General features: G+C 69.6%; 22 protein-coding genes. 15 read left to right on the forward strand and 7 right to left on the reverse strand.

The features are described from left to right. Positions 1-8: 8 nt before the first annotated feature. The gene (locus AB0G16_RS16430; protein WP_362805323.1) at positions 9-1025 is read right to left on the reverse strand and encodes a serine/threonine-protein kinase; all 1017 of its coding nucleotides are present in this window, start codon (positions 1023-1025) and stop codon (positions 9-11) included. Between the two features lie 531 nt (positions 1026-1556). Here AB0G16_RS16430 and AB0G16_RS16435 point away from each other — a divergent pair. From AB0G16_RS16435 to AB0G16_RS16445, 3 genes are all read left to right on the forward strand, one after another. Continuing rightward, positions 1557-1946: a hypothetical protein gene (locus tag AB0G16_RS16435; protein ID WP_362805216.1), complete on the forward strand. Its 390-nt coding sequence runs from the start codon at positions 1557-1559 to the stop codon at positions 1944-1946. A 17-nt stretch (positions 1947-1963) separates the two neighbouring features. Beyond that, positions 1964-2365, forward strand: coding sequence for an RDD family protein (locus AB0G16_RS16440; RefSeq protein ID WP_362805218.1), 402 nt, complete (start codon positions 1964-1966; stop codon positions 2363-2365). A gap of 114 nt (positions 2366-2479) precedes the next feature. Further along, positions 2480-4510, forward strand: coding sequence for a hypothetical protein (locus tag AB0G16_RS16445; protein ID WP_362805220.1), 2031 nt, complete (start codon positions 2480-2482; stop codon positions 4508-4510). A gap of 1 nt (position 4511) precedes the next feature. Here AB0G16_RS16445 and AB0G16_RS16450 read toward each other — a convergent pair whose 3' ends face one another. Further along, positions 4512-4955 carry a hypothetical protein gene (locus tag AB0G16_RS16450; protein ID WP_362805222.1) on the reverse strand — a complete coding sequence of 148 codons (444 nt, stop codon included), beginning with the start codon at positions 4953-4955 and terminating at the stop codon, positions 4512-4514. Between the two features lie 129 nt (positions 4956-5084). On the opposite strand from AB0G16_RS16450, the gene AB0G16_RS16455 reads away from it, so the two are divergent. Next, positions 5085-5330, forward strand: coding sequence for a hypothetical protein (locus tag AB0G16_RS16455; RefSeq protein ID WP_362805224.1), 246 nt, complete (start codon positions 5085-5087; stop codon positions 5328-5330). 49 nt (positions 5331-5379) lie between these two features. Here the strand turns inward: AB0G16_RS16455 and AB0G16_RS16460 are convergent, their stop codons facing one another. Together AB0G16_RS16460 and AB0G16_RS16465 are read right to left on the reverse strand one after the other, a co-directional pair. Next, positions 5380-5691, reverse strand: coding sequence for a DUF397 domain-containing protein (locus tag AB0G16_RS16460; RefSeq protein WP_362805226.1), 312 nt, complete (start codon positions 5689-5691; stop codon positions 5380-5382). A 21-nt stretch (positions 5692-5712) separates the two neighbouring features. Continuing rightward, positions 5713-6567 (reverse strand): helix-turn-helix transcriptional regulator, encoded by an 855-nt coding sequence (locus tag AB0G16_RS16465; RefSeq protein WP_362805228.1) that lies wholly within the window; start codon positions 6565-6567, stop codon positions 5713-5715. A gap of 205 nt (positions 6568-6772) precedes the next feature. On the opposite strand from AB0G16_RS16465, the gene AB0G16_RS16470 reads away from it, so the two are divergent. From AB0G16_RS16470 to AB0G16_RS16490, 5 genes are all read left to right on the forward strand, one after another. Then, positions 6773-7075, forward strand: coding sequence for a hypothetical protein (locus tag AB0G16_RS16470; RefSeq protein WP_362805230.1), 303 nt, complete (start codon positions 6773-6775; stop codon positions 7073-7075). Continuing rightward, positions 7072-7482: an ATP-binding protein gene (locus AB0G16_RS16475; RefSeq protein ID WP_362805232.1), complete on the forward strand. Its 411-nt coding sequence runs from the start codon at positions 7072-7074 to the stop codon at positions 7480-7482. The genes AB0G16_RS16470 and AB0G16_RS16475 overlap by 4 nt, the downstream gene beginning before the upstream one ends. Positions 7483-7537: 55 nt before the next feature. After that, the gene (locus tag AB0G16_RS16480) at positions 7538-7780 is read left to right on the forward strand and encodes a hypothetical protein (protein WP_362805234.1); all 243 of its coding nucleotides are present in this window, start codon (positions 7538-7540) and stop codon (positions 7778-7780) included. Between the two features lie 286 nt (positions 7781-8066). After that, complete coding sequence (locus AB0G16_RS16485; RefSeq protein WP_362805236.1) at positions 8067-9374, forward strand: MFS transporter; 1308 nt, start codon at positions 8067-8069, stop codon at positions 9372-9374. Positions 9375-9732: 358 nt separating this feature from the next. Beyond that, positions 9733-12018, forward strand: a complete 2286-nt coding sequence (locus AB0G16_RS16490) for an N-6 DNA methylase (RefSeq protein WP_362805238.1) — start codon at positions 9733-9735, stop codon at positions 12016-12018. A 53-nt stretch (positions 12019-12071) separates the two neighbouring features. Here the strand turns inward: AB0G16_RS16490 and AB0G16_RS16495 are convergent, their stop codons facing one another. Next, complete coding sequence (locus tag AB0G16_RS16495) at positions 12072-12974, reverse strand: hypothetical protein (protein WP_362805240.1); 903 nt, start codon at positions 12972-12974, stop codon at positions 12072-12074. A gap of 80 nt (positions 12975-13054) precedes the next feature. Further along, positions 13055-13294 (reverse strand): hypothetical protein, encoded by a 240-nt coding sequence (locus tag AB0G16_RS16500; RefSeq protein ID WP_362805242.1) that lies wholly within the window; start codon positions 13292-13294, stop codon positions 13055-13057. Positions 13295-13470: 176 nt separating this feature from the next. Between AB0G16_RS16500 and AB0G16_RS16505 the strand changes: the two genes are divergently transcribed. Beyond that, positions 13471-14862, forward strand: coding sequence for a sensor domain-containing protein (locus AB0G16_RS16505; RefSeq protein ID WP_362805244.1), 1392 nt, complete (start codon positions 13471-13473; stop codon positions 14860-14862). Continuing rightward, positions 14850-15509, forward strand: a complete 660-nt coding sequence (locus AB0G16_RS16510; protein WP_362805246.1) for a response regulator transcription factor — start codon at positions 14850-14852, stop codon at positions 15507-15509. The genes AB0G16_RS16505 and AB0G16_RS16510 overlap by 13 nt, the downstream gene beginning before the upstream one ends. Here the strand turns inward: AB0G16_RS16510 and AB0G16_RS16515 are convergent. Beyond that, entirely contained in the window at positions 15479-15829 is a 351-nt protein-coding gene (locus tag AB0G16_RS16515; RefSeq protein ID WP_362805248.1) for a serine hydrolase domain-containing protein, read from the reverse strand. The two genes, AB0G16_RS16510 and AB0G16_RS16515, sit on opposite strands and share 31 nt — an antisense overlap. Positions 15830-16187: 358 nt before the next feature. On the opposite strand from AB0G16_RS16515, the gene AB0G16_RS16520 reads away from it, so the two are divergent. From AB0G16_RS16520 to AB0G16_RS16535, 4 genes are all read left to right on the forward strand, one after another. Next, entirely contained in the window at positions 16188-16532 is a 345-nt protein-coding gene (locus tag AB0G16_RS16520) for a hypothetical protein (protein WP_362805250.1), read from the forward strand. A 1123-nt stretch (positions 16533-17655) separates the two neighbouring features. After that, a complete protein-coding gene (locus AB0G16_RS16525) occupies positions 17656-19158 on the forward strand; it encodes a pyridoxal-dependent decarboxylase (RefSeq protein ID WP_362805252.1) in 1503 nt (500 codons plus the stop codon). Further along, complete coding sequence (locus AB0G16_RS16530) at positions 19155-20696, forward strand: hypothetical protein (RefSeq protein ID WP_362805254.1); 1542 nt, start codon at positions 19155-19157, stop codon at positions 20694-20696. Before AB0G16_RS16525 ends, AB0G16_RS16530 begins: the two co-directional genes overlap by 4 nt. A gap of 48 nt (positions 20697-20744) precedes the next feature. Then, complete coding sequence (locus tag AB0G16_RS16535) at positions 20745-21254, forward strand: hypothetical protein (RefSeq protein ID WP_362805256.1); 510 nt, start codon at positions 20745-20747, stop codon at positions 21252-21254. Positions 21255-21277: the final 23 nt, after the last annotated feature.

Here is a 21277-nt window from a genome sequence, read left to right on the forward strand (position 1 = left end):
CTCTCCTCTTAGAAGCGGGCGTTCGAAGCGTAGGCGTCGCGCAGACGTGCGGCGAGCAGGGCGACGACGGAGCCGGGGACGATCACCTGGCTGAGATCGCGCCGCCGGGGAAGCGGCGGTTCGACCTCCGGGGGGTCGGACAGCCGCTCCACGTAGGTCGCCACCGCCAGCCTGCGGGCGGCCACCGGGAGGGGGGTCCCGTCGGCGGTCGCCAGATCGGAGAGCCAGGCCGTCACCTGCGCGATCCCGGGGCGGGCCGCGGGGTCGTGCGCGAGCATCGCGGCGACGACAGGTTCGAACGCGGTGGGAAGCCCGTCGAGGTTCGGGGCGATCTCGGGGTTGACGATCCGCATGAACAACGCCGCGATGTTCGGCGCGTCGTAGGGATAGTGCCCGGTCAGCGCGAACAGCAGGGTCGCGCCCAGCGCGTAGACGTCCGTCGCCGACGTGACGTTCTTGGGGGTGTTGGCCTGCTCGGGTGACATGCAGGCGGGCGTGCCCAGCGTCGACTGCGACGTCGTCAGGTCCGACGGGCCGTCCGCGAAGGCCACCAGTCCGAGATCGATGAGCTTGGGTCCCTCCCGGCCCATCAGCACATTGCCGGGCTTGAGGTCCCGGTGCAGCAGGCCGGCCCGATGGACGTCCTCGAGCGCCCCCGCGAGGAGGACGCCGAGAACGGCCGCGTCATCGGCGGTGAGCGTGCCGTGCGACTCGACGCACTCCTTCAGGCTCAGCCCTCGGACGTACTCGACCGCGAGCCACGGCTGCTCGTCCTCCTCCTCGGAGGCGTCGACGAGCCCCGCGACGTATGCTCCCTGAACGGTGCGGAGCGCGTCGATCTCCCTGGCGAAGCGGGCCCGCACCTCGGCCCGGCCGGTCAGCTCCTCTCGGATGACCTTGACGGCGACCTGCTCGTAGTCCGGCGTCAGACCGTAGAAGACCCGGCCCATGCCTCCGACACCGAGCCGCCCGTGCAACTTGATGTCACCGATGTGTTGGGGATCGGAACGGTCCAGGGGGTCCATTCGCACCTGCCTCAGGGTTACGGAGCAGCCGTCCGGCTGGGATGTGTTTCACGTACGCATGCGAAGCCGGGGCGCTTCACGATTATGGACCCGCCGAAGAACGTTCGTTCCCTCCAACCGTCCGGTCAGAGTAGCGATCGTATGCGGCGCTTTCAAGTGAACCTTATTCACGATTTAGCGGCGTACCGTAAATCGTCCCCCCTCAATCGTCTGACTCGATAAAGGTCAGCCTCAAAACACGAACCGACCCTTTCGTTACATGGACATCACCATGCCCGTCAGGAAGACATCACCGGCGATCTGCGCCGGAGACCTTACGGCGACCAGAGGTGCGACCCGGACGAACACGAACGATTCCCGCAGTCGGCAATGATACACACCAAGGGCCGTTAGGGCTACGTGTTCTACTGTGCACATAGTTCACGATAATATTATGGCCTGTCAGGCAGGGAAGAGCGGGGCCATCCGCCCGGCGCCTCCATGCGACATCCCCCGCCGAAGCCACTCCGGCGACGTCCCGAGGAGCATCTCATGTACCTGGTCTTCCCCAACGGCTCCTGGATCGCCGGCCCCGGCGAGGCGGACGTCCGCGAAGCCGTCGCGGCCCTCTCCCACGAGCACTGGAACCTGTCTCTCAACAAGAGGCTTTACTTCGGCGCGGACGACGAGGACCATGACCATCCGGACCTGGATTGGTACGTCCAGGTCGCCTGCGGCGGAGTGTACGGCGTCCCCGAGGGGACCTACCAGATCGAACACCGCGCGGGCTCACACCGGCGTCATTACTGCGCCTTCACTCCGGACACAGAGCGGATCGTCCAGGCCCTCATCGGCTTCGCCAGGCTGGACGAGACCTGGCCCGCCGGCCTGGAGTGGAAGCCGTTGAAATTCGACGACCACACCCGCGAGCTGCTCCGATGAACCGCAGACCACCTCGGGTGACGAACGACGAGGTGCGACGCCTCACGTCATCGGTCGTGGACGCCTTTCTCGCGCTGAACTGCGGCCTGGCGGCCGGAGCGATCGGAGGCGCGGAACCGGGTGGCGGCATCGTCGTCACCGAGCCGCGTTTCTGGGTCACGGCCATCGGAGCGCTCTTCGGAGTGTCGTTTCTCAACCACGTCGTTCTCACCACGATCAGTCTGGCCAGTGTGGGAAAGTTGCTGACCGGTCTACGCCTTGTCCGCGTGGCCGACGGCACCAGACCCGGCCCCCTCCGCGTCGTACGTCGCTGGCTCACGGGATTCGTCTGGGCCATCATTGTCGTGCCGATATCGATCGCCTCCGATAGCGATGTCAACCAGGAGGAATTTTCCGGCCTCCGCCTCGTCCGATCCTGAACCTCTACTCGACCAGGCGAGAAAACATTTATGTTGCAATGACATGAGCCGTTCAAGGGAATGGTGAAGCCTATGCAGCCGGGAGCAGGACCCTTACCTCCGGACTTCAGCGGGATGGACCCCACCCTGATGGACGGTTTCATCTCCGAGCTGGAGCGCGGCCGTGACGTGATCGACGAGCAGTCCGAGCGGATCGGGCGGCTGCTCGCGGCGGCCGACGTCCCGGCCGCGGGCCTGCATCCGATCAGGGAGGTCGGCGGCTGGGTCCGCGACGAGCTGCCCAAGCTGCGCCGGCGCCTGGAGACGATCAACGAGGACCTGCCCATGCTGGGAGCGTCACCCCTCAGCCTGAAACAGGGCTCGATGTGGGCCGGCGACTCGCGCCAGGACGTGTCCCCATGGGGGGTGCTGCCCTACGACGAGAAGACCGGGAAGTCCCCGGTGGGCGGCAGCGTCAAGAAGGGCACCGACCTCGCCGCGGAGTTCAAGCGCTTGCACGAACTCTCCCCCGGCCGGTCCAACGCCGCCTACGACCGGATTCTCAGCAAGCTCGCCGAAGGACAGAAGGACGCCTATCTCACCGCGGGCTTCTTCCGGGCCATCGGCCCCGAGGGCATGCTCGGCATGATCAGTCGCCTGGGACGGTACGACAAGAAGATGGCCGACCAGCACCGGAAGGTCATGGGCGACGCCTTGGCCACCGCGGTCGGCGCGCAACCGGCCGTACTCGGTTCCGAATGGCAGGCCGGCACCTTCAAGAAGGCTTCGGACCACGAGCTGGCGTCCCTGCTGCGGTACGGAATGTTCCCTGCCGCGTGGCTCACAGAGATAGCACGGAGCAGGGTGGGCAAGCCGGTCGGCGGCGGTGACGGCACCCGCCCCCGGCGCTGGGAGACCGAGCTCGTCCCGCTGCTGCCGGCCCTGGCGAACAACCCCGACGCGGCCAGGAGCCTGTTCAACGCCATGTCCCGCGAGGATCTCAGGGACGTGTTCACCGAGCTCAACCGTCTGGGAACCTTCAAAACCTACGTATCGCCCTTGGGGGTGGAACTCCCGAAACCCTCCTGGCTGGGGCCGAAGAGCATGGACTTCGAAATCGGCACCGAGTTCGGCCGGATGCTCGCAGCCGGGGGCGGATCCTACGAGAAGGGCCCGCACAGCCCCGAGGCCGCGAAGTTCGCCTTCAACGCCATGACCATCATGGGAAACCTCAAGGACCCTGGAGGCAACGCGGACTCCCCGATGGAGGTCGCGCCGAAAGCCAGGGTCTTCATGTCGACGCTGGCCGGGGCGTACGCCGCCGAGATCACCGAGGGCGCGAACATCGGCGACGCCAACATGACCGAGGAGAGCGCACTCAAGCCCTTCACCTCGGCCTTCGGCATGACATCGGCGTTCACCCTGAGCCCGGAGGACATCTACCGCTTCCTCAAGACCTTCGCCGACTCCTCGGCGAACCTTGCCCCGTTCGACCGGGCGATGGGCGCTCTCTCCCAGAAGCTCATCGCCGACGCCTCGGCGAAGACCCGGCAGACCGGGGACGTCGACCACCTGGACCGGGTCTTCACCGCCCTGGGCAACGTACGAGGCTTCGAGTTGGCGGCCGTCGAGAAGGTCCAGGGCGACCTGGACATGATCCAAAAACAGGAGAAGGACACGTTGAACTTCTTCCGCGACACCGCTGCCGGAGTGGCGGGCCTCTACCTCGCCCCCACCCGAGGCCTGAGCTATTTCTGGTTCGCGGTGAGCACGAGCCTCTCCGGCCACAGCGCCTTCATCGACGAGGACGTGACCCGCATCGACGGGGTGAACAAGAGCGAAAGAGCCACGGCCCTCGGTCGGCAGCACACCTACGCGCACATCCTCATGGCCAACGGCTTCGAGCCGAAGGTGACCCCCGCCGAGTTCCAGGCCACCTGCCCACCGGGGGTGGCCATCGCCGACGGCAAGGGCAACCTCAGACCGTTCGCCGAGTTGATCAAGCAGGGTAACGAGGGGCTTGAGGCGTTCGAGAGGTGGACGACGCTCAACGGGATGGGCGGCGGGGAAAAGCTATCCCTAGGAAAACTGTCCAACGACACTGCGAACTGGTTCGAGGGCGGCAACAAGCGAGGCCGAGATCGCAGCTCGGTCTTCGACAGTTAGCTCACGAGATCGGCAAGCACTCGGTTTCACCACTGACTGCATACTGCCCGTTACCGGGCGACTCCAAGGTCATCTTCGTCTTGTACTTGTCGTTGACAAGCTTGAGAGGAGCGTCACCGCGATCTTCAACAATGCGATAGTCAGCCACTCCGGAGAGTGAGCCCACAAGGAGGGTATTAAGACTGTCCGCTCTCCGCGTCTCGTCTCCGTCCTTACCGGTGGCTGCAAAAGTGCGCTTGGCCTTGCCTTCGCCGCAGGGAATATCACGCCCACCAGAATCGGTGATTCGGACATCCAAAGCGTGGCGGCCCTCCATCAGCTTGGTGATATGTGTTTTTAGGATCTCCCCCGCTTCAGCCGAAGTGGGACCACTGCCTCCGCATCCGGACGCCGCCAGCACAGTCACCGCTCCGATCAGGACTCCGCGCCATGCCAAACGTGTCATGCATTCCTCCGAGACTGGCCGTGGTGTCGTAGATCCAATAATGTCCAATAGTCCGCCCGATGTATCGGCCTCCGAGAGGGATATATGAATCCTCGTCCAGAAGATCTGGTGCCCAATCCACGGCGTCAGATGCTGGAACAGACATTGACGGAGGTCAGGGCGAGGGTCGCGATCCTGGAGGCCGCGCTTGACCCGGCGCACGGCAAGTTCGCCGGCCGGTCGGTGTGGGTGGGGCCCAAGGCCCGAACCTTCACCGAAGACCTCACCGCTCGCCGCACCCGTCTACGCCAAGCCGCCAGGGCGCTCGTCGAGGCACTCGAAGAGGAAATTCGGTCGGCCCCGGCGAAGGTTCCGCCTGCTGCCGCGCGGCAGTGATACGTCAGGCCCGGAGCCTCGGGCCAGGAGCCGACGCAACCGACTCACGTCACGTCTCGTGACGCGCACCCAAGGCGGCGAAGCCGTCACCCTTGATGCTGTCGAGGAAGGCACTCCACTCGGCGGAGGCGAAAGCAAGCATCGGACCATCGGGATCTTGGGAGTCACGAATCAGGACGAGCAGATCCGCATCCAGGTGAGGTGCGGCTTGATAGGGGGCGGCAAGGGCAACTTCGACACAGTTGGAGCCATTGCCGCTGAGGGTGCTCTTACGCCAGACCCCTACCTCAATACAGTCCTGGCCAGCACCGCAAAAGGAGCTCTTTTGCCATACGACGCGAGGTATGCCCACCTCTGACATTCCACACCCCTTTCGCAAGGGTCAACCGAGCTGATCAGCTGTCTCGGCGATGAGACGCCGAGAGTCGTCCGGGTCCAGCGCCTTGGCCCGAAGATGATCAAATGCCACTGTATAACGGTATACGTCTGCATCCCGTTCCACATAGAGGCTGTCGGTCAGATTCTCTAAAAACACCACATCCGGGTCGGCGGGCTCAGGAAACTGGAGGATTTGAAACGCGCCGCTCATGGCCGAATGGGCTCCAGCAGCGAAGGGCAAGATCTGAATGGTGACGTTGGGCAGGTCGATGACTTCAAGGAGTCGTTTGAGCTGGGAGCGCATCACGACTGGACCACCGATGATGCGGCGGATGACGGCTTCGTCCAGAACAGCCCAAAGACATAGAGGCTCAGCCTGCGAGAGCAGCGCCTGCCGAGCCATACGGACTTCGATGCGATGTTCGACTTCACCGGGAGGCGCGAGAACCAGTCCGGCACGAACAACAGCGCGTATGTAGTCCTCCGTCTGGAGAAGACCTGGAACGGCAGCAGATGCGAAGCTACGCATCGAGGCGGCTTCGGCCTCAAGGCCGATATAGGCGCTGTACTCGCTGGAAAGATCATCATAGGCGTGCCACCAGCCCCTCTTTCGGGCGTCACGTGCGAGTTTGAGCAGTTCCTCCCGCCTGGAGTTGCCGATCTCGTAAAGGTCGAGGAGAAGACCCACGTCCTTGGGGACGACACCCACACGAGAGTTCTCGATCCGCGAGACCTTCGAGGTGGACCACCCAAGTTGTCGACTGACTTCCTCCAGCGTCAACTGAGCACGTTCACGCAGGTGACGAAGCTCTGAGGCCAGGCGACGCCTGCGCACCGTAGGGCTCCCCGTTTGTCGCATCTTCAGCCTCCCTTGGACCGGAGCCCACAGTAGCGGCTCTCCTACCCAGAGTGTCGGAGCTTTTCTAGTGGCAAGTTTGCATTTCTGCTGGCGCGTTCGGTCACGTCGATGCATGCTCTACGTACATATCCGATGACTCTCAGTGCGCATCGGATGTATGCGACGCAACCGGAGAACTACGGGAGTCACGAAGGGCGGCAGGTAGATGAGGGTCAATGATCTTCAAGGGTGGGGTGGTGAGTTGCTGGAGCTGGCCTGGGAGTTGAACGATCTCGGGTTCGACTCCGTGGTCAGGCTCTCGTCGGACCGGCAACCGAGCATGGAGATCTTCGTGCCGCTGGGTCGGCCGAGGGTCACCACGACACAACGGGGCCGCACGTCGGTGTTCACCTGGAAGAAGCGGCGAGACCGGCCGGACCCACGCGACCGCACCCCGCAAGGGCAGGAGCAGCGGGGACGCAGCAGGATGCGGGAGGCGGCCGAGCGGCTGGTCGAGGTGGCGCGGTGAAGGCGCTCGGACTGCTGGGCCAGATCGAGGTGCCCGCGCAGATCGCCGCCGTCCCCCGGGCCCGACGCTACGTCCGCGACCTCCTCACAGGGCTCGACCACCCACTCACCGACGACGCCCTGCTCCTGCTCACCGAACTCGTCACCAACTCCGTACGCCACTCCGACTCCGGCCGCTGCCCCAGCGGGCGGATCACCGTCGCCGTCGCCCACCACGATGGAACGCTCCACATCGACGTGATCGACGCCGGCTCGGCGGCCGGACACCATCCCCTGGTCTGCGCGGACGTCACCGCCGACAGCGGCGGAGGACGTGGCCTCTGGCTGGTGCGGGAGCTGTCGTCGGCCTGGGGCTGGTACGAGATCCTCGCCGGACGCGTCGTCTGGTTCCAGCTGGGCGGAGGCTGACCCCGTGATCCGCCGGGAGTGCCCACCCCGCTGCCTCGCCCCGCACGTCCTTCCCGTGCGATCCCACCCCGAGCCACTGACCTGGCATCCCGTACGTGAAGACGAGCAGGTCCGGATCGTGCGATGGACCTGCGACTGCGAACCGGTCCTCTACGAACTGTGCCAGGCGGGTGGGCCGAGGTTCATCCGCCGCACCACCCGCGCACGGAACACCCCGTCGGTCCACGAGAGCGACCGCCGCCCCGCCGCAGAGGCCGACGCCCTGTGGATCGCCCTGCTCCACGGACTGGTGCGATGAGCCGGGTTCACCTCGCTGAAACCGATGCCGCCGCCCCCGGTGAGGAGAGGGAAGACGCCGTCCAGCCGATCGCCGGTCGTGAGTTCTCCCTGCGGAACCGCACTCAAGATCGAACCATGGCCGATTTTTCTCCACATCTCGGCTGAACCCGTTGTTAGAGTGGCGGGCGTGTTCCTCCCCCGTGCCTAGGACCTCGAACTGACCGCATCCGTCGGATGCGGCACTTCGGCGTCCCCGCACGTTCACAGCGCCCCGGATGCGCGCTGTCCTTCCAAGGAACACCTCCATGTCTTCGCCTTCGCGGCCTCCGTCGTATCTCGCTGTCCTTCGCACTCCTCAGGCCTGCCGCGCCTTCGGCGCCGCGCTGCTGGGCCGGTTGTCCTACGGGACGGTCTTCCTGTCCCTGATGCTGGCGCTGACCGCCGCCACCGGCTCCTACGCCGTGGCCGGCGGGGTCATGGCCCTGTTCGGGCTCACCAGTTCCCTGCTGTCGCCGCTGCGGGCCGGGCTGATCGACCGCTACGGGTCGCGCCGGGCGCTGCCTCCGATGGTCGTCCTCTATGCACTGCTGCTGACCTGCTTGGCCGCTGCCACCTGGCGGCCGGGAACCTCCGGGACACTGCTGGCGGCTCTGGCCGTCGCGGCCGGCGCCTGCACACCTCCGCTCGGCCCGGTGATGCGCGCCCTGTGGAGCGACCTGCTGCCCGATCGGCGACTCCTGCAGCGCGCCTACAGCCTGGACTCCGTCGCCGAGGAGCTTCTCTTCGTCACCGGGCCCCTGCTGGCCGGCCTGCTGACCGTGTTCGCCACCCCCGCCGCCGGCGTGGCTCTCAGCGCCGTACTGGTGCTGACCGGAACCTTCGCGTTCGTATCGTCCCCGGCGGTTCGTACCGCGTGGGCCTCCCATACCGGCACACCGTACGGCGGGCCCCGCACCGGCCCGGCCTCGGCCGCGTCCGCGTCCGCGTCCCGATGGCGGCGGATGCGCGACACGGCCGGGCTGGGCCGTCCGGTCGCGGTGTCGGCCGCGGTGGGCCTGTGCCTGGGAGCGCTGAACCTGCTCGTGGTGGTCTTCGCCGAGCGGCATCACCAGGCCGCCGCGGTGGCCTGGGTCGAGGCCGCGCTGGCGGCCGGTAGCGCGGTCGGCGGTCTGGCCTACGGCGCCGTCTCCTGGCGCATCTCCGGGCACGTGCGGCTGCCGGTGCTGGCCACCGCACTGGGCCTCACACTCGCCGCGACCGGACTGTCACCCAACCTGTACGTCCTGGTCGCGATGGTGGGTGTCGCGGGCCTGTTCGTCGCCCCCGCGCTGACAACCGCCTACCTGCTCGCCGATGAGTCCGCCGCGCCGCACAACCGAACCCGGGCCGGCGCGTGGGTCAACACCGCCTTCAACACCGGTGCCTCCAGCGGGACGGCGACCATCGGGCTGCTGGTGGGTGGCTTGCCTCTGGCTCTGTGCTTCGTCATCGCGGCGGTCCCGCCCCTGCTGGCGGCGGCCACGGTGCCGGTCCGGTCGCGGCGGCCCGCGACGACGCCGGCGTCCAGCCGGAGAGCCGGGGGAACCGGCCATGAGCCGCCCGTGAAGCGGTAGCGAGACCCGGCGCACACGCGGGTCCGGTCGAGACAGGGGAGGCCGGCCAAGGGTTGATCTTGAGCGCGGTCGCCGCAGGGAGAACGCACGACCGGCGATCGGTCTTGATCGCCCCAAGGACGCCTTCCTCGATTCACGTACACCCAAGAAAACGGTGTGCGCTCAGTTCAAGCTTCCAAAGAAATGGTCTACGTTCCATGACTTCCACGGCCGGGTCGCCTCACCGGTGAACTGAGTCAACGGATAGGCTGCCAGAGGCCTCCCACGGGAAGCCGCGACACCCGCCCGGCCGGGCGTACGTCGTGGCCGCGGTTTCCCGCGGCGGGTTCGTCACCGTCCTGACCCCTGCCCGGGAGACATGATGCCTCCTCCTGCCGACCCGACCGTGTCCGTCACCCTGGCGGAGATAGCCAGGATCGCCGGTGTCGGGCGCGCGGCCGTCAGCAACTGGCGCCGTCGCCACGACAGCTTTCCCGCGCCCGTCGGCGGTACGGACACCAGCCCGCAGTTCGCCCTGTCGCAGGTGGAGGAGTGGCTGCGGCGGAAGGGGAAACTCGACGAGGTCGGCAGCCGGGAACGGCTGTGGCCGGAGTTCGAGGCGCTCGGGGACCGCGACGCGATGGGGACGGCCATCGCCGTGACCGGTGCCCGCCTCCTCCGCGGGGAGACGGGGCATCCGCCGGACGTGGAGCATCCGGCGGATCCGCCGAGCGCCGAGGAGGCCGAGGGACTTCCGGACGATGCCGACCTCTCCGACGCCCAGCGCTCCCTGGTGGAACGCGCGGTCGGCCTGGCGAGGAAACACGGGGCGCGGGACACCTTCGACTTCCTGCTCGGACGCTGGCTCGACACGCATGTCCGGCAGATCGGCGTCACTCCGGCCCCGCTGGCGGCCCTGATGACCGAGATCGCCGCGCTGTCGCGCGAGGGCGGAAGCCATGACGTCGGCACGGTGCTGGACCCCGCGTGCGGCACGGGCGGCCTGCTGCTCGCCGCCGCCCGGCAATGGGCGAACACCGCGGAGAACGCGAGCACCGCGGAGGACGCAGGCAACGCGGGGAAAGCAAGCACCGCGGGGAACGCGGCGGAGCGCACCGCGGAGAGGACCGCGAGGAGCACCTCCTGGGCGCCCGCCCCGGGTTCGCCGCTGAGGCTGCTCGGCCAGGACGCCGACCCGACCCAGGCCGCGCTGGCCGCCGTACGCCTCCTGCTCGCCCGGTACCGGCCGGGTCCCGGAACCGCGTGGGAGGTGAGCGTCCGGGCCGGGAACACGCTGCGCGCCGACCCCCATCCCGATGTCCGCGCCGACGTGGTGCTGTGCAACCCGCCGTTCAACGAACGCGACTGGGGATACGAGGAGCTCGCCACCGACGCCCGCTGGACGTACGGGCTGCCTCCCCGCACCGAACCGGAGCTCGCCTGGACGCAGCACGCGCTGAGCCGCCTTGTTCCCGGTGGGACGGCCGTGCTGCTGATGCCCCCCGGAGTCGCCTCCCGCAGGGCGGGGCGCCGGATCCGGGCCGGGCTGCTCCGTAGCGGCGTGCTGCGCGCGGTGGTCGCCCTACCGCCGGGATCCGCTCCCCCGCACAGCGTCGCGCTGCACCTGTGGGTTCTGCGGGCGCCGGACGCGGGCGGAACGGACGTGGGGGCCGGGGTTCTCCTGGTCGACGCGGCCGACGTCCAGCACGAGCCGGCGGGGGGAGCGCACAGGACGGGCAGGACGACGATCGACTGGCCCCTCCTGCACCGGCGCGTGATGTCGGCCGTCGGCGCGCCGAACGCGGGCGGCGGGGGCGGCGGGGGCGGCGGGGGCGGCGGGGGCGGGGACACGCCGACCGACCATGCCGTGCTCCCGGTGATCGACCTGCTGGACGACGAGGTGGACCTCACCCCCGCGCGTCACGTCCCGAAGAGGGGGACCTCCGCGAATCGGGGGTTGCGGCGCTCGTGGGACCGGTTCGGCACCCTGCTCGACGAGCTGCGGGATCTGACCGCGACCCTGTCCGCGCTCGAACCGGGCGAGGAGGGGCCGGCGGGCCAGGGCACGGTGACCCTGGGCGACCTGCTCCGGGCCGGCACGGTGACGATGCGGGCCGGGCAGCAACCGGTGGACGGCACGGTGCGCACCGGTGACGCTCCCGACGACGCCGTGCCCGTGCTGACCGTCGGCGACGTGCCGGCCGGAGGCAGGCCGTCGGGCTGGCTCCCCGCGGACGAGGCATCGGCGGGAGAGGCGGCGGGCACCCTCACGGTGACCCTTCCCGGCGAGGTGGTCGTGGTCGGTGCCCACCGGGCCTTCGGCGCCTGGGTCGACGCCGGCGCCCCCACCGTGCTGGGCCCGCAGTTGTTCGCCCTGCGGGTGGATCCCACCCTGCTCGACGCGTGGTTCCTGGCCGGCTGCCTGCGGGCCCCGGCCAACGCGAGGCAGGCGGGGACCCACGCCTCGACCTCCTCCCGCATCGACGTCCGCAGGCTGCAGGTGCTGCGGCTCCCCCTCGATGAGCAGCGCCGCCACGGCGAGGCCTTCCGGCGGATCGCGACCTTCGAGCGGTCGCTTCGGGAGGCGAGGACGATCGGCGTGGAGCTGGTCGACGGAATGACCGACGGCCTGTCCACCGGGGCGATGCCCCTCGACCGGCTGTGAGCGAGCGCTACGAAAGGCGACGGAACGCGCTTCGTCCCCCTTGGACATAATGATCATTGAAGATCCGGCACGCCACCGGGCCGCCCCGTCGCGGTCTCGTACGGCGAGGTCGGAGTCGGCTTCCGGCCGTACAGGAACATCAGGACGATCGCGGACGCGGCGAAGGCGGCGGCGTGCCACAGCGGCGAGATCCCGACGACGGCACCGCCGCCGTCCGAGAAGCCGTCCGAATAGCCCTCCGGGAAGAAGGAGAGTGCGCCGTACAGGTACGACCACCCGTCCGCGTACGTGAACTCCGGTGATTCGAAGGCGTAGTAGTCCTCCTGTGCGGTCGCGCTCACGACGCCCACGGCGGCGGCGAGGAGCAGCACGCACACCGCCGTCAGGGTGGCGCGGCGCGTCCTGTGTCTCACCGCGGCCAGGACGAGGAGGGCCAGGACGCCGACCCCGACAAGGAAGTCGGACAGTATCCACACCGGGGTCAGGGCTCCCAGGTACTCGCGGACGGCGGCCTCGACCACCCCCCTCTGCCCGATCCAGAACGGCGTGCCGCCGGCGAGGTTGACCGCCACCGGCAGGAGCGGCAGCACGACCGCGATGACGGGCAGCGGCCACCGTCCGGACGGCGCCCGGTCCGGGACCGGCCCGCGCGGCCGTCGCGCGATCTGCACGGGCGAGCCGCCGAGATCGTGCGCGGACCGGGCCAGCCACACCGGCGTGAGGACCGCGGCCAGGGACTGGAGCGCCGTGAGAGGGAAGTCGCCGTCGTAGGAGATGCTGAGCGTCGCCGCCACGACGACCAGTGGGGACACCAGGGACGCGACCCCGCACCACACGGTGCCGGTCCGCCACCGGCCGTCGCCGGTCACCAGCGCGGTGACGACGGCCGCGACGACCGCGGTCAGGTATCCGGCCGCGACGAGGGCGGCGAGGAGTCCGAAACGATGTCGACGCACGGGTGCTTCCCTGGGGGATGAGAAGAACGATCAAGCCATTGAGGCGTCTGATCGTAGTGCGGCGGACCGACAGACGACGCTCACCGGCGCAGGTACCGGTAGTGGTGGACGATCAGGCCGGTGACGCACGCGAGGGCGGCCAGCCCGAACCCGACACCGGCGAGCACGTCGGTCCCGGTGGAGGAGAACACCACGTTGAGGACCACGCTGACCGTCAGCAGGAGCCAGAGCACGGGACGGACCATCCCGCCCCGGGCGCCGGAGGGGTGTGCCGGACGTCGCGTCCCGGAGGCCTCGGCGGTGTGACGAAGATCGTTCATGGTGTGCTCCTCGCTCGTGGGATCGGCAGGTCGGCTGCCGTACCTCGACGCTACGGACGGTCACCGCCGGCGGCGATCCCACCAGGGGGACGACCGGGGTACAGCAGGCTGTACTTCTCGGCCCACCCCCCGTGAAGAGCCTGGTCGTGCCCTATCGTCTGGCTGAGGAGGTGCGGATGCCGATCCCCGATCCCACGGCCGGGCACGCGACCGATCCCGTGACCGGACACGCGAACGATCCCGTGACCGATCACACGGTCGACCACGCGACCGAGCGCGCGGCCGATCACGCGACCGGCCAGGCGGCCGGGCGCGCGACCGGTCGCGGGCCGGTTCGCCGGTGGGACGTGGTCGCCCGCGCCCGCCTCACCCTGGACGCGTTCGAGCACCTCGCCGGCGGGCTCGGCACCACGCTCCTGGCGTTGCTCGCGTTCCTCGTGACGGCCGCCACCGCGCTGGCCTGCCTCGTCGGTGTGGGCCTGCCGCTGGTGCCCGCCGCACTGCGCGGGTTGCGCGCCGTCTCGAACCGGGAACGCGCGCGGCTCTCCCGCTGGGGCCCGGAGATCATCGAACCGGGGCCGGTGCCGTCCGGCCTGCGTGCCGCCCTCGCCGACCCGGCCACGCGCCGGGAGGTGGGCTGGGTGGCCGTGCACGGCACCCTCGGGCTGCTCCTCACGCTGGTCGGCCTCACGCTGCCGCTCAGCGCGGTCACCAACCTGACCTTCCCGCTGTGGTGGCGGTTGCTGCCGCCGGAGGAGGCCGCCACCTCCGCCATGGGCCTGTGGACCGTCCGGGACCTGCCCGGCGCCCTCGGGGTCGGCCTGCTGGGGCTGGGATGGGCCGTCGTCGCCATGATCCTCACCCCGGGCATCGCGCGGCTGCAGGCCTGGCCCGGCCGGCGCCTCCTGGGGCCCGAGCCGGGCAGTGACCTCCTGCTGCGGGTCGCGCGGCTCACCGCGACGCGGGCCGCCGCGCTCGACGCGCACGCCGCCGAGCTGCGGCGCATCGAGCGGTCGCTGCACGACGGGACGCAGAACCGCGTCGTCGCCGTCAGCGTCCTGGTCGGCGCGGCCCGCCGCGCGCTGGCACGCGACCCGGCCACCGCCGGGGAGATCCTGGAGCGCGCGCAGGACGCCGCCGAGCAGGCGCTCGCCGAGCTGCGCGGGGTGATCCGCGGCATCCTGCCGCCCGTGCTGACCGACCGCAGTCTCGCCGATGCCCTCACCGGCCTGGCCGCGGCCTGTCCGGTCCCCTGCAGGATCGACGCCGACATTCCCCTGCGATGTGCCGCGTCCGTCGAGGCCACGGCCTACTTCGTGGCGGCCGAGGCGTTGACCAACATCGCCAGGCACAGCCGGGCCCGGCACGCCACCGTCACGGCCCGCCGCGACGGCGACCGGCTCCACCTCCAGATCACCGACGACGGCGACGGCGGGGCGGACGAGCGCGTCGGGTCGGGCCTCGTCGGCATCCGCCGCCGTACCGAAGCACACGATGGGACGTTCATGCTGACCAGCCCCGCCGGGGGACCCACCACCCTCACCGTGAGCCTGCCGTGCGGATCGTGATCGCCGAGGACGACCCGCTCCTGCGCGAGGGGCTCGCGCTGCTGCTGCGCGCCGAGGCGCTCGACGTCGTGGCCACCGCCGCGGACCCCGACGGCTTCCTGGCCGCCGTGGACGAGCACGCGCCGGATGTCGCCATCGTCGACGTACGGATGCCGCCTACCCACACCGACGAGGGGATCGTCGCGGCCGTCGAGGCCAGGCGCCGCCGGCCGGACCTCGCCGTACTGGTGCTGTCGGCGTACGTCGAGCAGGCGTTCGCCACCGAGCTGCTCGCCCAGGGCGGCTCCGGCCTGGGGTATCTCCTCAAGGAGAGGGTCGGGCGGGTCGAGGAGTTCCTGACCGCGCTGCACCGGGTGGCGGCCGGGGGGACGGCCATCGATCCGGACGTGGTCGCGCAGCTCCTGACGCGCTCCCGCCCCGACACGCGGCTGGAACGTCTCAGCCCCCGCGAGCGGGACGTTCTGGCCCTTATGGCCGAGGGGCTGGGCAACGCCGCGATCGCCGAGCGGCTCTTCGTCACCGACGGCGCCGTCCACAAGCACATCCGCAGCATCTTCGCCAAGCTCGACCTGCCGCCCACCGACCGGGCCGACCGGCGCGTCACCGCCGTCCTGCACTACCTGCAGGACGTCCACCGGCGGACCTGAACGGCCGTCCGGCTACCCGCCCGCGCACAGCGCCCGGTGACCTTCTCCGCGATCGTGCCGGCCAGGATGAAGTTGGTGTTGCTGCACTCCCAGCCCTTGCCGGGCGCGAAGGACGCCTTCTTCGACAGGGCCAGGTCCACCAGCTCCCGCGCCTTGGAGAAGGCGTGCCGAATCGCGAAGTAGTCCTTGATGAACCACGTGTGGTTCGGCGGGCCGGAGGTGTGCCGCAGCATCTGGCGAGTGGTGATCTTCCGGCCGTCGATGCCCTTGCCGCGCACGAGCTTGGGCAGGTACCTCTCCCGCCGGCTCCGGCATCGCACCGGCACCGCACGAGACACGACGACCGACCGGAACGACCTCTCGGACGAGGAGACCCGGCCCACCGGAACAGCCCGCCGGACGGCCGGACCCGGCCACCGGAAAGGGCGCGCTCCTCCCCTCCGTCGGCCGTGAGCGCGCGCCCGGCCGCCCCTTCGCCATGGGGCCCGCCCTTCCCCGCACCACGGGCAGCGTCCCCTCAGGTGAAGTCGGCGCCAGGGGAGAAGGCCCGCTCACCAGGCACGACAGAATGACAGCGACCGAAGTGTTTACCACATTTCCATCGAGGTAGAGGCATTGCTCGAATAGCACGACCAAACGGGGCCTGAATTGTTCAGGGAGCGAAAAGGGGGCATCGACATGCGGGACGGTCGAAGCGGTTTCTGGCGGGAGGGTCTTCTCGGGCTCGTCGACGTGAGGGAGAACGGAACGCCTCTGTGGAAAGTGGGCCTCATCGGTCTCGTGGCCGGTGCCGTCGGGGGCATCCTGGCGCGTCTCTTCCTCTCCTGGATCGACACCTTCGACCCCGGGTCGCGGGGCTTCTCCGTCGACTGGTCGGGCGCCCTCGTCTACGCGGCCTTCCTGGGCCTGTTGCTCGCCTCGCTGGGGATCCTCATCGTGCGCCGGCGCCGGGACGCGGCCAGGAAGGCGGAGCGGGAGGCGTCCGGCTCGGCCGGGCGCGTCACGGCCGGCGGGTTCCGGTAGACGTTCCGATCTCACGGGTCCCGATCGGGCGGACGCCTTCCGGTCACGCCCCCGGGACTCGACGGGCGGGTCCGGGCGCGTGACCTAACGGACTCCGAGGAGCCTGCGGCTCCGCCTCACCGGCGGGGCCGCCGGTGGAGCCGCGCGCTTCCATGACGGCCGACCGCCCCGCATTACCGCCGGCGTGCGGCGTGCGGCGTGCGGCGTGCGGCGTGCGGCGTGCGGCGTGCGGCGTGCAAGAAATCACCAGCATCCGCCTGTGAGCGCTGTTCCCTACCCTCCGCTGACACGCTGCGGTCGTTTACAGATTTCGTCACATTTCGTAATAGATCCTCATACGGCAACTCTCCCGGCACGATCTCCGTCCGGCTCCGCCCGGAAAGACGGCCATGAATTCCGCGACCGTCTCACAGGTGAGAAAACGCGTGAACCCCGGGACGTCCGAAATTCGCCGGACGTCCCTGCCCCGACCACGGAGCACGGGTGTCCGTGGCCGGAATCTGCCACTTCACCTGGGCGGGAACCCTTGCGCCTCTCCCGTCATCAATGGTTAGCTCACTCACGTGACACGCACGCCAACGTATACGGCGGACGAAATCAGACCTGATTAATCGCGATCGGATCATGACGGGTCTCCCCGGACCCCGATCTCCGGAAGAATTTCCCACCGGGCCGATCCGAGCCGCGCGAGCAGGATGTGAGCAGGTGCCGGCAACTCCCTCCGGCGCTCTTCGACCACACCCGTCGATATCCCGTTTGTTTTTTGGAACGTTCCAGAAGAGCGGAACGCTCCAGCCACGGCTGGAAACACCTCTCGTGTCCCCCCGGAGACGGAGGGTCTCCTTCGCATTCGACATCACCGGATCACCGCACGACCGAATCACCGCACCACCGGATCACCGCGTTACCGCGTTACCGCGTTACCGCGTTACCGCATTCATCCCCCGAGCCTTGATGTGATCGCCCGGGAGTTCGATTCACCATGCCCGAACTCCTGTCCAGGCGTGGCCATATGGGCGTTCCCGACGCCGGATCGTTTGGAGTCTGCTCCGTGACGAGTTCACTTTCCGATGTCCAGAGTTCCTTTCCCGAACCGGCGACCGGCGAAGGCCCCCGGTCACCCGTGCCGGACCTCACCGCGGCCTTCGACCCCGAACGTTTCCACGACGGCGCCGTGGAGATCGTCGGCCGCCTGACGACGTACCTGGGCGACCGGTCGGTCCGGGGGCTCGACCTCCTCGACCCGGCGGTGCTGCTGAAGGCCGCCCGGGAGTTGATGACCCCGGAGCGGCGGCGCGTCGCCGACTTCGACGCCGACCGGGTGAACCGGATCGTCGACCTCTACACCGGGACCGGCATCCCGGTCTACTCACCCGGCTACATGGGGCGGCAGTTCTCCGGCGTGGTGCCGCTGGCCGGCCTCATCGACCTGGTCGGCTCGGTGGTCAACCAGCCCTCCTCCTTCTACGAGGCCGGGCAGCTCCCCAGCGTCGCCGAGCGGCTCATGGCCGACGAGCTCAACCGCTTCATCGGCTGGGACCGCGACCGGTTCGCCATGGTGACGACCTCGGGCGGTTCCCTGGCCAACCTGACCGCGCTGCTGGCCGCCCGCAACCGCGCCTTCCCGCAGATCTGGACGCGCGGCACCGGCGGCATGTCGGGCCTTCCGGCCGTCGCGGTCAGCGAGGAGGCCCACTACAGCGTGACCCGCGCGGCCGGGGTGCTCGGCATCGGGGAACGGCAGATCATCCGGCTCCCGGTCGACCGTGCCGGGCGGATCCGCCCCGACCTGGCCGGCCCGGCGCTGGCCGAGGCGCTCCGGCGCGGCCTGCGGCCGTTCTGCCTGGTGGCGTCGGCCGGGACCACGTCGATGGGCGCCTTCGACCCGCTGGAGGAGCTCGCGGCCGTGGCGGCACGGTACGGGCTCTGGCTGCACGTGGACGGGGCACACGGGGCGAGCCTGCTGCTGTCGGACCGCCACCGCGACAGACTGCGCGGCATCGAGCGGGCCGACTCGCTGACCTGGGACGCGCACAAGATGCTGTTCATGCCGGCGCCGTGCACGCTGCTCTTCTACCGCGACGGCTCGGCGGCGCGCGACGCGTTCCGGCAGCGCGCCAGCTACGTCTTCGACGAGGAACCGGACCTCTACAGCGCCTACGACAGCGCGGGCAAGAACCTCGAGTGCACCAAGCGCCCGATGATCATGCCGCTCTGGACGGTCTGGTCGGTCTACGGCCCGGCGCTGTTCGCGCAGAAGATCGACCGCTTGTGCGCGACGGCCCGGCAGGCGTACCGGATGCTCGCCGCCGAGCCCGACTTCGCCGTGGCGCACGAACCGGAGTCCAACATCGTGTGCTTCCGGTACCTGCCGGACGGCCTGGAGCCGGCGTCCGCGCACCGGCTGCAACTGGAGATCCGCAACCGGATCCGGGGCGGCGGGCGCTTCTTCATCTCCAAGGTCGACATCGAGGGGGTGGCGGCGCTGCGCGTGGTGGTGATGAACCACCTGATCGACGCCGACCACCTGGCCATGCTCATCACCGAGATCAGGGACATCGGGCAACGGGTGCTGCGGGCGAGCGCCACGACCCGCCACGACCAGCCGAACGGGAGTCATTCATGACCATGACGGGTTTGGACGTCGCCGCCTCGGCGGCGCTGGCGGAACGGCTGATCCCCGAGGAGGAGCTGCGGCCCCGCTCGGTGGACGACGTCCTCCGGCTGCCGTCGTTCGCGGAGAGGCTGGAGGAGTGCGGGCGGCTCACCGGGATCCCGTACTGCGAGTCCCCGCTCGACCTGCAGAACGCGCTGGTGTTCCGGCGGCTGCGGCAGCTCGTCGGCATCGCCCTGCTCAACCCGCTGTGGCGCGAGCGGCTGCACCACTTCGGGATCCGCGACGTCCCCGCCGACATGTCCGAGTGGGAGCGGATCCCCCTGTCGGACAAGACCGTGCAGCGGGACATGTTCATGGGCGCGCGGGCCGGCATGGTCGTGCCGCTGGAGCGCGGCGGGTTCGAGGTGGTGGCCAGCGGCGGCACCGGCGACGGCAGGCCCCTGGAGATCGTGTACTCCCTGCGGGAGCTGCGCGACACCTACCGCATCTCCGGGGCGTTCATGGGCGCCTACCAGCTCGGCCGCTACCTGCGCGGCCCCGCTCCGCGCTGGCTGTTCACCACCCTGGCCGACTACCAGATGTGGAGCAGCGGGACCATGGTCGGCGGCGTCCTGTCGCACGTCCCGGGGGTCAACTACATCGGCGCGGGGCCGGTGAGCGCGCCGGTGCTGGAGCACATGTTCTCCTACCCCGGTCACAAGGCGCTGATGGGCATCACCGCCGGCGTCGCGCTCCTGCCCGAGCTGGGCGCGGCCCTGTCCCCGCACGCCAGGGCGAGCTTCCGGGTCGCCATGTACGGCAGCGGCTCCCTGCCGCAGCGCAAGCGCGACGAGCTGCAGGCGTTCTTCCCCAACGTGTCGATCCTCAGCTACTTCGCCGCGACCCAGGCCGAGTGCGTCGGGCTGCAGCTCGACCACACCTCGCCGGCGCTGTCGGCCGTGCCGGGGCTGCACCTGGTGGAGATCGTCGACGAGCAGGGCCGTGCCGTCGCCGAGGGCGAGGAGGGCGAGCTGGTCGTCACCCGGCTGCACGCCGACGAGACGCCGCTGCTCCGGCTCAAGCTGGGCGACCGGATGATCCGCCGCCCCGCCCTGGAGGGGGCCGGGCCGCGTACCGAGCGGTTCGAGTTCGCCGGGCGCACCGCCGACGTGCTGCACCTCAACGACAGCCAGTACTCGGCGACGCTGGCGTACGCGGCCCTGCGCGGGCGGCTTCGCTCGACAGGCGGCGTCGACCTGGACCTGATCGCGCACGAGGTCCAGTTCCACAACCACCGTGAGGACCGGACCCTCACCCTGCTGGCGGCGGTGGACGACCCCGAGGGGGCGGCCGCGGCCGTCGAGCACGCCCTCGGCCCGAGCGGGACGAGGCAGTTGTTCGTCCAGGCGCTGCCGAGCTCGCTGTCGCTCTTCAACGACCGGGAGGCCAACGCGGCGGCCATCGAGCAGACCGGATACGGGTTCCGGCTGGAGTTCGTCCCCCGCTCCTCGCCGCGGATCGAGCGGACCACCGTCGGCAAGACGCCGCTGGTCAGGGACCGGGGCTGAGCACGGGGCGACCCGCGCGCCCGAACGACATCCGACAAGGGAGGAACGTTGAAACAGAGGATCAGCATCGTCGTGATGGTCGACGCCGTCGGGGCGTTGTCCGACCGGACGCTGCACAACGGCAACATCTCGCTGGTGGACGACAGCTCGGCGGGAAGCAAGCACCAGGGCACCCCCGACCTCGTCACGGCGGTGTCCCCGGGGCAGGTCGTCCAGTGGACGCCCATCCACATAGACGTGCAGACCCCGGTCGAGATCCAGTCCATCGAGTTCCTGTCCGGCGGGGCCGCCCCGGCCCCGGCCGGGGCGGCCGCGATGCCCCGCCCGGCGGGCCACTCCGCCGCGGCCTCCCACCCGGCACCCGCCGCCGCGTCCGGGACGGGGGTCGACGCCGTCGGTTCCAACGGGCGCGAGAACTACGACCTGCTGGTGTGGGAGGGCATCGTGCCCCACGGCATGACGCCCGGCGTCCCGTACAGGTACCGGCTCGCCCTCAGGCTCCACGAAGGACCCAACAGCGTGCTGCACATCGACTCGCCCGCGCTGATGTGCGTGTGAGCCCCGTTCCCCGAAAGGCGGTT

The sequence above is a fragment of the Streptosporangium sp. NPDC023615 genome, assembly GCF_040640155.1.
In the GTDB taxonomy this organism is placed as follows: domain Bacteria; phylum Actinomycetota; class Actinomycetes; order Streptosporangiales; family Streptosporangiaceae; genus Streptosporangium.

Bases quoted from the DNA above. Each gene is read 5' to 3' on its own strand.
- AB0G16_RS16485 (WP_362805236.1), top strand. From the start codon at position 8,067: ATGTCTTCGCCTTCGCGGCCTCCGTCGTATCTCGCTGTCCTTCGCACT.
- AB0G16_RS16470 (WP_362805230.1), top strand. From the start codon at position 6,773: ATGAGGGTCAATGATCTTCAAGGGTGGGGTGGTGAGTTGCTGGAGCTG.
- AB0G16_RS16490 (WP_362805238.1), top strand. From the start codon at position 9,733: ATGATGCCTCCTCCTGCCGACCCGACCGTGTCCGTCACCCTGGCGGAG.
- AB0G16_RS16500 (WP_362805242.1), bottom strand. From the start codon at position 13,294: ATGAACGATCTTCGTCACACCGCCGAGGCCTCCGGGACGCGACGTCCG.
- AB0G16_RS16445 (WP_362805220.1), top strand. From the start codon at position 2,480: ATGGACCCCACCCTGATGGACGGTTTCATCTCCGAGCTGGAGCGCGGC.
- AB0G16_RS16460 (WP_362805226.1), bottom strand. From the start codon at position 5,691: ATGTCAGAGGTGGGCATACCTCGCGTCGTATGGCAAAAGAGCTCCTTT.
- AB0G16_RS16450 (WP_362805222.1), bottom strand. From the start codon at position 4,955: ATGACACGTTTGGCATGGCGCGGAGTCCTGATCGGAGCGGTGACTGTG.
- AB0G16_RS16520 (WP_362805250.1), top strand. From the start codon at position 16,188: ATGCGGGACGGTCGAAGCGGTTTCTGGCGGGAGGGTCTTCTCGGGCTC.
- AB0G16_RS16435 (WP_362805216.1), top strand. From the start codon at position 1,557: ATGTACCTGGTCTTCCCCAACGGCTCCTGGATCGCCGGCCCCGGCGAG.
- AB0G16_RS16465 (WP_362805228.1), bottom strand. From the start codon at position 6,567: ATGCGACAAACGGGGAGCCCTACGGTGCGCAGGCGTCGCCTGGCCTCA.
- AB0G16_RS16430 (WP_362805323.1), bottom strand. From the start codon at position 1,025: ATGGACCCCCTGGACCGTTCCGATCCCCAACACATCGGTGACATCAAG.
- AB0G16_RS16505 (WP_362805244.1), top strand. From the start codon at position 13,471: ATGCCGATCCCCGATCCCACGGCCGGGCACGCGACCGATCCCGTGACC.
- AB0G16_RS16530 (WP_362805254.1), top strand. From the start codon at position 19,155: ATGACCATGACGGGTTTGGACGTCGCCGCCTCGGCGGCGCTGGCGGAA.
- AB0G16_RS16455 (WP_362805224.1), top strand. From the start codon at position 5,085: ATGCTGGAACAGACATTGACGGAGGTCAGGGCGAGGGTCGCGATCCTG.